The organism is Paenibacillus agaridevorans (genome assembly GCF_003112455.1).
GTDB classification, from domain to species: domain Bacteria; phylum Bacillota; class Bacilli; order Paenibacillales; family Paenibacillaceae; genus Pristimantibacillus; species Pristimantibacillus agaridevorans.
This window is the reverse complement of the sequence record NZ_BDQX01000138.1, coordinates 1-12883: the sequence shown is the minus strand read 5'-3', so window position 1 is coordinate 12883 and position 12883 is coordinate 1. Positions and strand designations below refer to the sequence as shown.

General features: G+C 52.2%; 10 protein-coding genes. 9 read left to right on the top strand and 1 reads right to left on the bottom strand.

Features of this window, described 5'->3' with window-relative positions:
• The 7 genes from PAT3040_RS38615 to PAT3040_RS13380 all read left to right on the top strand — a co-directional run.
• Positions 1 to 566, top strand: a 566-nt coding sequence (locus PAT3040_RS38615; RefSeq protein WP_373863940.1) for a tRNA (adenosine(37)-N6)-threonylcarbamoyltransferase complex transferase subunit TsaD, incomplete at its 5' end; no start/stop codon positions are given.
• Between the two features lie 1503 nt (positions 567 to 2069).
• The gene (locus tag PAT3040_RS13400) at positions 2070 to 3632 is read left to right on the top strand and encodes a 2-isopropylmalate synthase (RefSeq protein WP_108993055.1); all 1563 of its coding nucleotides are present in this window, start codon (positions 2070 to 2072) and stop codon (positions 3630 to 3632) included.
• A 500-nt stretch (positions 3633 to 4132) separates the two neighbouring features.
• Positions 4133 to 4876, top strand: coding sequence for an ABC transporter ATP-binding protein (locus tag PAT3040_RS13395; RefSeq protein WP_087571148.1), 744 nt, complete (start codon positions 4133 to 4135; stop codon positions 4874 to 4876).
• A gap of 198 nt (positions 4877 to 5074) precedes the next feature.
• Positions 5075 to 6055: a polyprenyl synthetase family protein gene (locus tag PAT3040_RS13390; protein ID WP_108993054.1), complete on the top strand. Its 981-nt coding sequence runs from the start codon at positions 5075 to 5077 to the stop codon at positions 6053 to 6055.
• Positions 6056 to 6193: 138 nt separating this feature from the next.
• A complete protein-coding gene (comX, locus tag PAT3040_RS37000) occupies positions 6194 to 6364 on the top strand; it encodes a competence pheromone ComX (protein WP_179215859.1) in 171 nt (56 codons plus the stop codon).
• A 40-nt stretch (positions 6365 to 6404) separates the two neighbouring features.
• Positions 6405 to 8801, top strand: coding sequence for an ATP-binding protein (locus PAT3040_RS13385; protein WP_108993053.1), 2397 nt, complete (start codon positions 6405 to 6407; stop codon positions 8799 to 8801).
• Positions 8779 to 9435 (top strand): response regulator transcription factor, encoded by a 657-nt coding sequence (locus PAT3040_RS13380; protein ID WP_087571145.1) that lies wholly within the window; start codon positions 8779 to 8781, stop codon positions 9433 to 9435. Before PAT3040_RS13385 ends, PAT3040_RS13380 begins: the two co-directional genes overlap by 23 nt.
• Positions 9436 to 9524: 89 nt before the next feature.
• Here the strand turns inward: PAT3040_RS13380 and PAT3040_RS13375 are convergent, their stop codons facing one another.
• Entirely contained in the window at positions 9525 to 11462 is a 1938-nt protein-coding gene (locus PAT3040_RS13375; protein ID WP_108993052.1) for an ATP-binding cassette domain-containing protein, read from the bottom strand.
• Between the two features lie 154 nt (positions 11463 to 11616).
• On the opposite strand from PAT3040_RS13375, the gene PAT3040_RS13370 reads away from it, so the two are divergent.
• Together PAT3040_RS13370 and moaC are read left to right on the top strand one after the other, a co-directional pair.
• A complete protein-coding gene (locus PAT3040_RS13370; protein WP_108993051.1) occupies positions 11617 to 12243 on the top strand; it encodes a 5-formyltetrahydrofolate cyclo-ligase in 627 nt (208 codons plus the stop codon).
• An 18-nt stretch (positions 12244 to 12261) separates the two neighbouring features.
• Positions 12262 to 12732: a cyclic pyranopterin monophosphate synthase MoaC gene (gene moaC, locus PAT3040_RS13365; protein ID WP_108993050.1), complete on the top strand. Its 471-nt coding sequence runs from the start codon at positions 12262 to 12264 to the stop codon at positions 12730 to 12732.
• The last annotated feature ends 151 nt before the right edge of the window (positions 12733 to 12883 follow it).

Here is a 12883-nt window from a genome sequence, read left to right as displayed (position 1 = left end):
CCCGCGACGATGCGGTGGGCGAAGCCTATGACAAGGTCGCCCGCTCATTGAAGCTGCCGTATCCCGGCGGACCGCATATCGACAAGCTGGCTGCGGAGGCCAAAGCTGCGATCGAGCTGCCCAGGGCATGGCTGGAGGAGGGAAGCTACGACTTTAGCTTCAGCGGGTTGAAATCCGCCGTGCTTGCCGTCATTAATCAGACGCGCATGAAGGGGCTTGAGCTGGACGAGGCTGCACTGGCCCGAGGCTTTCAGGAATCCGTGATCGAGGTGCTCGTGACCAAATCGCTTAGAGCCGCCTCGGCTTATGGCGTCAAGCAGCTCTTGTTGTGCGGGGGCGTTGCCGCCAACCGGGGCCTGCGGGCTGCGCTTGCAACTCGCTGCGAAGCCGAGGGGCTGCCGCTCCTCATCCCGTCCGGCAAGTTATGCACGGACAATGCCGCCATGATTGGGGCGGCTGCGCATCTGAAGCTGAAGCGCGGCATGTATTCCGACCTTGATCTGAAGGCCGATCCCGGTCTGTCTCTGGAAGAATGGTCGCCGGAGATTGAAGATCGGACTTATTGACCACATATTTATAAGTTTCCGAGCTTGTCGGAAAAGTGAAATTCTTATTGGCGATAAAACCTGCCTCTTGCTTACGAAGCGGCTTTGCTTTGCAAAGCTGGAGGTCGCTCATCTTCGAGAGGCCTCGATAGAGGTTTTCTCAGAATGATAGGAAAGTATAAGTTTTCGAATCGCTTCCAGGGCTGAAACGAAACAATAATGTTTATAGAAGGATGCTGCATGTCATTGTAAGTCATGAAGAGAATAAAGGGAAAACCTCCCGCTATTCTCGCTCCAATACCGGATTTTGCGGCTTTAAGGGTAAATCCTCCCTTTAATCTCCATCCAATTGCCATCTGCCCTCTGGTTCGCTTGAATTAGAGGGAGGTTTTCCTACTAACACTTCGAGGAAACGAAAAGGCAGTAAAATAAAGGGATATTTTCCTCTAATTTAAACTACAGGAAAGCATTTCGCCGTACTTTCACTACATTTGCGAGTTCAGAAGTTCGAATGTCAGAAGTTCGAATTGACAGATAATTATCGTCCGGCTATAATAGACAGCAATACTTCAATCCTCATATTCGCAAACGCTAAGAACAGGAACAGTAGAGGTGCTCCGGGACGCATAGGGACGTAATGTCTTGATTGCTCAGAGAGCTGCGGGTGGTGCAACGCAGTCGATGGAAGCCTTGAAGCTCGCCTGGGAGCGGAACTAAGAAACATTGTCATGTCTCTCATGCATGGGAGGGCAATTTACTTAGTTACGGTTAACCTCCGTAAGCAGGTTCATCGTGATGGACTCCGGATCCGTAAACGATGATTAAGGTGGACATTCTTTCGTCTTTTTTGACGGAGGCTGTCAACAAGGGTGGTACCGCGCGGGTCTTCGTAACCTGTCGTCTCTTGAATAAGAGACGGCAGGTTTTATTTATTTTCAGGACCATAAAGAAGTCGGTCGACTGGCGGAGGAGATAAGGTGCACCTTATCGTCCGCCAGAGCGAACATCCTGATTGATGGATAGACTGGTCGATGGCAAAGAGCGCTGCGAATGAGGCAAGTGAAGTGAACTTAATCGAATACTGAATAAACGCTATGAGCAGGAGCAAGTAGAGCAACGGTTGGCAAATCGGTTCACAAAATCATGGGTCATGTGAGTTATTCTCATGAAACGGTGGATACGGTCAAGAGAGCTGCGGGAAGGTGCGACGCAGTCGAAACCAGGGCTTGAATCTCGCCTGTGAGCGGAATACGGGAACGTGGCAGCCATTTTCGAAGCGCAAGCTTCGGGATAGAACCATTCGCCGCCGGTACTGTATTACGGATCGCCTCCGTCAACGGGCTTTAAGCGGGCATGCTGCACCGGACATATGCGTTCGGGCACGGCCAATTGGAGTGGTACCACGGCAGAAGCGTTAAGCTTGTCGTCTCTTGATCGATTGATCGGGGATGGCGGGCTTTTTTTCGTTTAGAAATAACCTTGGCTACTACACTTCTATAGGACCATTATCGAGGAGGAAAAACAATGGAAAACTACAAAAAAATACAAATATTCGATACGACTTTGAGAGATGGAGAACAATCGCCGGGAGCCTCGATTGCACCGGAGCGTAAAATCGTCATTGCCCGCCAGCTCGCCAAGCTGGGCATCGACGTGATCGAGCCGGGGTTCGCGGTGTCCAGCGCCGGCGAGTTCGCGGCGGTACAGCAAATATCGCGCGAGCTGCAGCAGGTGGAGATCGCCGGCTTCGCACGGGCGGTCAAAGGCGATATTGACGCCGCGGTTCAGGCAACGGCGGATGCAGCTCGCCGCAGACTCCATCTGTTCATCTCGTCGTCGGACATTCATCTGAGCCATCAGCTGCGCAAATCGCGGGAAGAGGTCATTCGGATTGCCCGCGATATGGTGGCGTATGGCAAACAATTCGTGGACGAAATCGAATTCTCGGCGATGGATTCGACGCGGTCCGGCCGTGATTTCGTCATCCAGTTGGTCGAAGCCGTCATCGAGGAGGGCGCTACAATCATTAACTTGCCCGATACGCTGGGGTATGCGATGCCAAATGAAATTATCGAGCTGTTCCAGGCTGTGCGCAAGGAGGCTCGGGGAGGCGATAAGGTGCGATACAGCGCGCATTGCCACAATGATTTGGGTATGGCGGTAGCGAACAGCCTGGCCGCGATCCAAGGCGGGGCTACGCAGATCGAAGTGACCGTGAACGGCATCGGCGAGAGGGCGGGCAATTGTTCGCTGGAGGAGCTGGTTATGGCCATCGAGACGCGCCGGGACTATCTGAAGGCGGAGACGAATGTCCAAATCGATCAGATCTACGAGACGTCGCGAATCGTCAGCCGGACGATGAATTTCCCCATCGCCTACAACAAGCCGATAGTCGGACGTAATGCATTCCAGCACGAATCCGGCATCCATCAGGACGGACTGCTGAAAAACCGGAACACGTATGAGATCATGGATCCCGAGGCGATGGGCATCTCCAGAAGCATGATCGTGCTGGGCAAGCACTCGGGCAGCCATGCCATCAAACATCGTCTGGCGGACTTCGGCATTGAGCCGACAGAGGAGCAATTCAAGGCGATCTACACCAGGTTCAAGGAAGTTGCCGACGGGCAGAAAATCGTGACGGACAACGAGTTGATCCGCATAGCCGGCGACATGACCCGGACGCAGCTTGACCCGCTCGTCTTGGTGGATCTGCTGGTGCATGCAGGTACGCAGCGGGCGAGGACCGCAACCGTTACGGTACGCGAGAACCAGGACGGACGCGAGGAAAGTTATACGGCTATGGGCGAAGGGCCGCTCGAAGCCGTTATCCTGGCACTGAAGCAGGCCATTCCGGCTGAGGCGGAATTCGAGGACCTGGAGCTGCATTCGCTGTCTACCGGAGAAGATGCGTTCGGCGAAGCGGTAGTGAGCGTGCTTTATGGCGGCGAGAGATTCAGGGGCAGTTCTGTGCATAATGATATTATTCTGGCGGCGGCGCAGGCATACGTGTCCGCATGCAACCAGGCATTTATGTCTGCGGGGGCGGCTCGGAAGGAGAATCACGGGAGCAGGCAGATTAACTAAGTCGAATAATGGGGGGCTCCCCAACGAAATAGCTGACATGTGCACAAACTTATCCACAATCAACCCTCGTTTTGGGGATAAGTTTGTAAAGAGGGCGTAAACCTTGGGTTTGCGCCCTCTTTCTTATGTGGGGGAAACGGGGATAACTTTTTCACAATTGAATTGTGGATAATGTGGATAAAGTGGATATAAACAACGAGATCATAGGCTCCTGCGCATATTATTCGTCAGAAGCTTGGAAATTGCGGGCCTAATCTCGAAAAATGTCGACAGAATTAACTAACAATTTATCCAGAGTTGTGGATAAGCCTGTTAATAGGTATGTCGAACCAACGAAACCAAGGCGCGGGAGGCGGAATGACAAGGGATAAATGCGGCAATCGACAGCGTCTGGCGAGAGCGCAATGATATTTGCGTTAATTACGAATCAAGTTTTCGGTGAAAACACGTGCCGGATGAGCTATCTTAACAATAAAGTCATACATGCGGAGGTAAACTGAATGGATAAGGGAGCCGTCATCCAGGTGAATCAAGTCAGCAAGCATTTAGGCGCTAACCATGCAATCAAGCAAGTATCCTTTCAGGTGAGGCAAGGAGAACTATTCGGCGTAATTGGCAAGAGCGGGGCGGGAAAGACGACGCTGCTGGAGCTGATTTCGGGCCAAAGCAAACCCGACGAAGGTTCCGTAAGCGTGCTAGGCTTCAATATGTTGACGGATGGGGATAAACTGAAGGAACACATCAATTTTTTGATGGGTACAACGACTTTGATCGATAAAATGACGGTGAGGGAAGCGCTGGAGATGTTCCAGGATTTCTATCAACGAACGATCGATACCGACGTCGTGCTAAAGCAGTTCGGACTGGCGCCCTATGCCGACAAGATCGTCAAGCGGCTGTCCGGCGGGTTGCGGCAGCGAACGACGCTTGCGATCTCCGTCGTCAATGATCCCGAGATTATCTTTCTCGACGAACCTACGACCGGTCTCGACAGTCAGGCGAAGCGCGAGTATTGGTCTATTCTTGCGGGACTGAGACTGCAAGGCAAGACGATTGTCATCATCTCCCACGATATGACGGAAATTCAATATTGCTGCGATCGTGTCGGCGTCATGAAGGAGGGGAAACTTGTCGTATGCGACAGCCCGATGACGCTGATCGAGGAGCTTCCAAGGGGCGGGCTTACAATGGAGGCGGTATACATGGAGTATGCCGTAGGCAGCAGGGGAGGCGTTGAAGTTTAAACCGGTTGAACAAGGCAAGCGCGTCCAAGATCCGTCCAGCGAACACAGAAGTCTAATGGAGATAAGGATGGAAATGATCGCACTTCTCTTATCACGCAGGAGCGAGGAGGGAATTGGTGATTCAAAGAAGAACGATGCCAGCAAACGCAGAACGTAGTATACTGGTTATGGCATTGTTGAACTTGCGGAGGAATCCATATGGATTGGGTACATAATGACTGGAATAATCTAAACGTTAGAATCGGCGAGGCAATGAAGTCGCTCATTCGGGAAAGGTTCCAATCCCTGCGGCTTCAGAAGCACGCGCTTGATTTCGTGGAAGACAAGCTCGGCGAGGTCATGATCTTCGGATCTTTGACGTTCGTTCACTACCATATGTACGGCGGTATCGAGGGCGACCCTCTTATGACGGCGGCGGGCATGGAATTATTGATTCTGGCAACGGATATTCTCGACGATTTGGAGGATGGAGACGCGCCTGCCAAGCCATGGATGAACATTCCTATGCCGGAGTCGCTTCATGCCGCAACCTCCATCCTGACGCTGGCGCAGCAGGCGATGCTGCAAGGGATAAAGGATATCGGACTTCGCGGCGAATTCGCAGAACGGCTCAACAATCAACTGCTGCTTTCCGCGAACGGACAGATGATGGATATTGCCGGCGAAGCGAAGGACGAGGATGGTTACGTGGAGATGATACGGTTGAAGTCCGCGTCCTTGTTCGTTCTGGCCTGCAATGCAGGCGCGATGTGCGCGGGACGCGAGTGGAGTCCGGACATAGAAGCGTATGCGGAAGCGCTAGGGCTGTCCGCCCAGATGAAGAACGACGTCAGGGATCTAGTGCGCTGGGACGACAAAAGCGATTTCCTGGGACGAAAGATCAGTTTGCCGCTGCTGTATTTGATGGAAAGCAGCACGGAGCAGGACTCCTGGATTATAGACTACTTCCAAGGGAGATCCGGCGCGGAAGCTGTTCGGGACAGGCAAGACCAGTTCCGCGAAGCGCTGGAACGGACAGGCGCCTTGCTGTATGGAACGGTGATGGGACGTATGCACTATAATCGTTTCCTTGATTTGCTGGACGCCATGCCTGCCGAAGATAGGTGGAAGGAAGGGCTTGTTCGCATGCTGGGCGATGATAGTCGGATCAATGACAGGGCCCTTCGATCTAACGCCTAGTCCATAGGGAGCGAAATCACGCAAAAGCTATTTCGGTAAATACCAATCAAGTTTGCGTTTGCCTGCTATCCTATGTCTGATATAGTAGAAATGTACTATATTCGATGTTCATTAATAGGAGAAGCGGAGGAATGTAAAATGTTGAAGGACATGATTCGTCAATTGGCAAGCAGCGCAGAAAGTATGAAGTTGGTTATGGGTGGACAAGTTCAATTGGCAGGAGTTTCAACGGAAGAACAGAGAGCTCTCCTAGGCGAATTGAAGGATAAGGACAACGGTGCCCGTTATTTCGGTTACGGCTGGAACTAGTTTCCAGGTCAGATGAAGAGATTGAAAGGAAGAGGTTTGCATGAAATCTACGGCAATGAAAAGGCTGAGCGCATTCCTCTTCTTGATTTTTTTTGTTACAATAACCATTTATTTGACTGCCGTCATTATTCGCGTACCTTCCATCGGAGCGTACGTCCTTCCTCAGGATAATGCCGGTTTTTTTGTTGTTTCACTGGCACCTGGGGGCCAGGCCAAGATGAACGGACTACAGATTGGTGACCGGGTGCTTGAGATCAATGGCAAGCAGGCGAACGAATTCCCCAATCTATTGAAATACGATTCGCTGGAGGACGCGGACAACGTCCTTATCGAACGTCGAGGCAGCTCCATAATCTCCATTACGTTCGCCAAAGCCTGGTCGGGTGAGCATACGACGCTCGAATTATTGCTGCAGCTATACATACCGGGAATATCGCTATTCGTGTTCTGCGCGTTCTCCGCATTCCTTTATGTAAAACGAAATCATGATCCGGCGGCTATTATGCTTATTCTGTTCTTCTCGTCGATCGGGATAAGCTACTACAGTTCCTCGGCGTCCATCTTGAGGGACCCCGTCGGTTTATCGATTATTTATGTCGTATTGCCTACCATTCCGTTATTGTATATGAGCTTCATGAACATTTATCTGCGAAGATTCGACGCGAGCCTTATCGACAAGCGATGGCTTGTCGTACTCTTCGGAATCGTCGGCGCGGTCAGCGCGAGCAGCCTGATCTATATTTGGACGGATCTGCTTAGCAACGAGACGTTTAATTATATCAAGAATGCCTATAGCGCTATTGTGCTCATCGGCAATCTCGTTTGCGTCTACAAGCTTGTGCTCAAATATATGAAACACCGTTTTACGAAGCTTCATTCGCTGTTTACGATAACGTTGACGGCCCACCTCGTGGCTTTTACGCCATTCGCGGCTTTGAACTTGTTGCCGCAGCTGTTTGGCAACGATCAGGTTCTGCCTCCGGCATTCACGGCTTTGTTTTTGTTTGTGCTGCCAATCGTCTATTTCTATCTGTCGACTTCCAATCAGTTGTTCGACATAGATTTTATATTAACGCGATTCAAGTATTACACGGCGTTGTCACTCCTGCCGGCCTTACTGCTGGCGGCAGTGGTCACGCTCGCGGCCCAGGCGCCGGATGGCAGCGCCTGGTCGAAATTTATCGGATCGTTTGTCATTGTATATGTAGGCATGACATTGTTCTTGTACGCTAAGGAACAGATCGATCAGCGATTCCGGCCTAGGCTGTTCAAGGCGATGTACAGCTATCAGGACAGTCTGGATCGCTTCTCCCGCAATGTGGCTAAGGTCATGAAGCAAGGCGATCTGGAGTCGGTTCTCAAGAACGAGATCAACCAGTTGCTGCCCGTAGGCCGCATAACGTTCCTTATCGTCGATCAGTCGGAGCATGCGGTGTTTCCTATGAGCGATGAACACGAAGAGATGGTAACCGCCGACTTCCTGCTGGGTACCGTCAACGCGTTCAAGCTTGGGGACTTGATTGATCTTCCGTTCGGTCTAGGTCTCGTCATCGGCAAGCAACGTTCCAGATACCATGTATTGTGGATTGGCATGAAGACGAATCATACGAAATTTAATTCCGACGAAATTCGCTGGCTAAAAACAATGGCCAACTATTCCAGCATTGTGTTCGAGAATTTGTATTTGATAGAAGGACTGATCGAGGATCTGCAATCCGAGGTCCGCAAAGAACACGCGCCCTCCCCATGGGTGCTCAGGATGTTGTTCCTCCTGTCGGAGAACGAGCGGCGAAAGCTGGCAGCGGATCTTCATGATTCCGCGTTGCAGGACCAATTGCTCTGGTATCGCAGACTGGAGAGCATCATGATGGACCATCCCCTCTCGGAAAAGCTCGGCAATGAGCTGGAAGCGATTAAAGAAGGGCTTCTGGACGTCATCCATCAGATCAGGGAAACCTGCAATGAACTCAGACCGCCGTTGCTTAAGGAGATGGGGGTTGTCGAGGCGGTGGAGTCGATTATCGAGCATACGCAGATGAGGGTGAACTTCGAAGTGAAATTCCGTTCCAAGCCTATTCAGCACGAGCTGAATGAAGAGCAGATAACGGCGATCTACCGAATCGTTCAGGAACTGCTGCGCAATGCCGACAAACATGCAGACGCCAAGGTTATTACACTGGAGCTAGAATTGCGCAAGGATATGTTGTATTTCCGCTATCAGGATGACGGCATCGGTATGGATGTCGAAGGGATGGCGGAATCTTTCGAACATATGGGTTTATCGGGCATTAAGGAACGTGTCGCGAGTCTGGATGGCGAAATTTCGTTCGTATCGGAGCGCGGCCGGGGACTTGAGGTGACGATCCTGATGCCGGTTATGATAGAAGGGGCAAGAACCGAAAGGGGTATTACAGGTGATTCATATCTTATTAGTTGACGATCATCCCTCCGTGGGAGAAGGCACGAAGACGATGATTGAACAAGATGGCGAGATGAAGGTGACTGTTGCACATTCCGCTTTGGAAGCTTTAAACAAAGTGCAGACAGGCAAGGAACCGTTCGATCTGATTCTTTGCGATCTCAATATGCCCGGCATAAGCGGGCTGGAATTGACGAAGCGCTTGCTTCAGCTTGATCCGGATCGCAAGATCGTCATCTATTCCGGCTACGAGATTGGCTCGCACTTTAATCTGCTTATCGAATCTGGCGTTTCCGGCTTCATATCGAAGACGGCTTCGCGGGAGCAACTGCACAACTCCATTCGCTGCGCGTTACGGGGAGAGGCGGTTATCCCCATTACGTTGCTAAAGCAGCTAAGACGAAACGAAGTATTGGTGGCCCGATCGGAGTTATCCATCGAAGACGTATCGATCAACGAGAAAGAGATGACTATTCTGTCTGAGGTTGCTGCGGGCGTGAGCAACAAGGAGCTTGCAGCCAGTTTGCATGTCAGCCAACGCAACGTGGAATATCAATTGACGCGTATTTTCGAGAAGTTAAATGTAAGATCCCGTTCGGAGGCTATTCGCGAAGCGAAACGTCTCGGACTTATTAGTATGGAAACCTATTAATGTCATAGAAGAGGGCTGCCGGCGCGATGAGAGTATCATCGTGCAGGCAGCCCTCCCTCTATAATTAAGTTTGATCCGCCAGAAGAGGTCTACATAAGTTCTTCCCATTGCTCATAGGCTGCGGATAACGTTTGTTTGTGTTCTTCGATGGAAGCTTGAATCTCTTGAATGCTGATATAATCATTAAAGATCGCGGGATCCGTCAATTGCTCCTCCAATTCGGCGACGGCGCCTTCCAGCTCGGCGATCTGGGCTTCGAGCTGCTCCAGCTTACGCTGCTTGTTGCGTTCGTCGCGTTTGGCCTGTTTCTCCGCTTCGTAGGAGTTGGCCGTCGGAGCTTCTGCAGCGTTGCCGGTCTTGCGCTGAGCTGAGGCTTGCATGGCAAGGGCTTCTCGCTTGGCGTCTTCCATCTCGCTTTTTTTCTCCAGCATATCATCATAATTGCCCAGGAAATGTCGGATGCCGTCGGGATGAAGTTCGATGATTCGCTCCGCCATCTTATTTAAGAAGTAGCGGTCATGGGAGATAAACAACAGCGTGCCTTCATAATCGATGAGTGCGGCTTCCAGCACTTCCTTGCTGAACAGGTCCAGATGGTTCGTAGGTTCGTCGAGAATGAGAAGGTTGGCTTGCGCCAGCATCAGCTTGGCCAGCAAGACGCGAGCTTTCTCGCCTCCGCTTAAGGAGGAAATCCGTTTGAGCACGTCTTCGCCGCTGAAGAGGAAGTTGCCCAGGACGGTGCGAATTCGTGCTTCCTCCATATGGGAATATTCGCTCCAGACTTCCTCGAGCACCGTATTCTGTCCATTTAGGCGGGTATGCTCCTGATCGTAGTACCCAATCTTTACGTGGGTGCCGAATCGTATGGTGCCGGAAGCGGGCTCAAGCTGCCCCATCAGCGCCTTCAACAGCGTGGACTTGCCGATACCGTTCGGTCCGATCAGCGCCACGGTTTCGCCGCGCGTCAGATCGAATCCGATATGGCGGAATAGCGGCTGCTCTTTGCCGGGGAAGGTAATGGACAGATCGTCGACGCTGAGCACGTCCTTGCCCGACATGCGCTCGATCTCGAAGGTGAAATGCGCTTTCTTGAGATCGCCGAGCGGCTTGTCCAGTCGTTCCATCTTCTCCAGCGCCTTGCGTCGGCTCTGGGCTCGCTTGGTCGTCGAGGCTCGCACAATATTGCGCTGGATGAACTGTTCCATCTTCTCGATCTCGCCTTGCTGCTTCTCATAATGTTTAAGATCCGTCTCGTATTCGGCAGCCTTGATCTCCAGATATCGGGAGTAGTTGCCTGTATAACGTGTGGCGACATGGCGTTCGATCTCGACAATCGTGTTCGCCATGGCGTCGAGGAAATACCTGTCATGGGATACGACGACAATAGCGCCTGCGTAACCGCGCAGGTAGGATTCCAGCCAGGTCAACGTCTCGATATCCAGATGGTTGGTAGGCTCGTCAAGCATGAGCAGATCGGGAGCCTGAAGCAGAATGCGAGCCAGCGCAAGACGCGTCTTCTGTCCGCCGCTTAAGGTGGAAATGACCGTCTCCATATCGAAGCTGCCGAAGCCCATGCCGTGCAGGACGCTGTTGATGCGCGTATTGATCTCGAAGCCGCCCTGCTCGCGGAACCAGTCGGAAAGGAGAGCATACCGCTCCAGCGTCTCCTCATAGCGCTTGGGATTGTCGTGGAGTTCCGGATCCGCGATCCGCAGCTCCAACTCGCGGAGCTCTTCCTCCGCTTCAAGCAGATGGGAGAACACGGCGCGCATCTCCGCGATAATGGTGCGATCGGATTGAAGGCCGCTGTTCTGGGCGAGATAACCGAGCTTCGTTTCTTTGGCTTTATGTATATCGCCGGAGTCGGCGGACATCTCGCCGGCGATTATTTTGAGCAGGGTGGATTTGCCTGCGCCGTTAACCCCGACGAGGCCAATCCGGTCGCGTTCCTGAACCTGCATGGAAATATGGGATAATACGGCGGTGACGCCATAATGTTTGGACACATTGGACACTTGCAACAGCATGTCTGACCCTCCACTCCATAGTTGCAGCATAACGCTGCGTGCATCAATTTCTAGTTTACCACAAAGTGCTGCATCCATTGGCGAAAGTTGTATAACAATGGTACACTACATGGAAAGGAAAGTTCAGTCATGGGACGGGAAAGAGGATTGAACGATGGACGCGCCATACGTTGGACAGGAGAAAGCGAAGGCACGGGCTGTCTATGCATCGGACAGGAATGCGTTAGACCCCGAGGAGCGCCTTAGATGGTCAATTGCGGCATGCCGTCATATCGCGGATCTGGTGGAGCGCGAACGGCTTCGCGTTATTATGGCTTATGTGTCGTTCCGCAGCGAGCTCGACTTAAGTACGCTGATGCAATGGTGCTGGCAGAAGGATGCACAGGTTATCGTGCCGAAATCCATCGTAGAAGGACGAAGCATGACCTTGCACAGACTGGACAGCTTCGCGCAGCTTCGAGCCGGGGCCTATGGCATTCTGGAGCCCGATCCGAACCTTGCTCCTTCGCTCGAAGAGGATGTTGTGCCGGAGCTTGTGCTGGTGCCGGGGCTCGCCTTCGACCGAAACGGGGGAAGATTGGGATACGGCGGAGGTTATTACGATCGCTTCTGGCAAAGGATGTCCGACAGCAACGAACGGTCGGGGAAGCAAACGCTCTGGCTCGGAGCCTCATTCGAAGCGCAAATAAGGGATGAGGTCCCGGGTGAGGAGCATGATTTGCGCCTCGATGGCGTTGTCACTGAAGCGGCTATTTATTGGAGAGCGGCACCACATAGGTAGAGAAAGGAGAGGCGCGGGATGGAGCTTACCCACTTTAACGAACAAGGAAGGGCAAGAATGGTCGATATCTCGGAGAAGGACGTCACGACCCGGGTCGCGACGGCGCGAACCGGCGTCAAGATGCATCGCGAAACGCTGGAACGGATCAAGGCTGGGACAATCGGCAAAGGAGACGTGCTGGCGGTCGCGCAAGTCGCGGGCATTATGGCGGCCAAGAAGACGGCGGACTGGATACCGATGTGTCATCCGCTGCCTCTTACCGGCATTAATATCGTTTTTTCCGACAACGGCGAGGACGAGTTATACATAGAAGGAACTGTGAAAACAACAGGCAAGACGGGCGTGGAGATGGAGGCGTTAACTGCCGTATCGGCTGCGGCGCTTACGGTCTACGACATGTGCAAGGCATTGCAAAAGGATATGATCATCGGGCCAACGCAGCTTGTTGCAAAGAGCGGCGGCAAGAGCGGAGATTACAGCATAAGTTAGAGTTCAAAAAGTTCGGTTTTCAGCACCGAGAAGATGGAATGTAAGTAGAAACTGAGGAGCGGAGCGTAGTGGAAGCTACGTGAGCATCGGAAGTTTCGCTTGCGTTCCATATTCGATGTCGAGTACGCTTCTTGGCTTACTTCGTGATCAA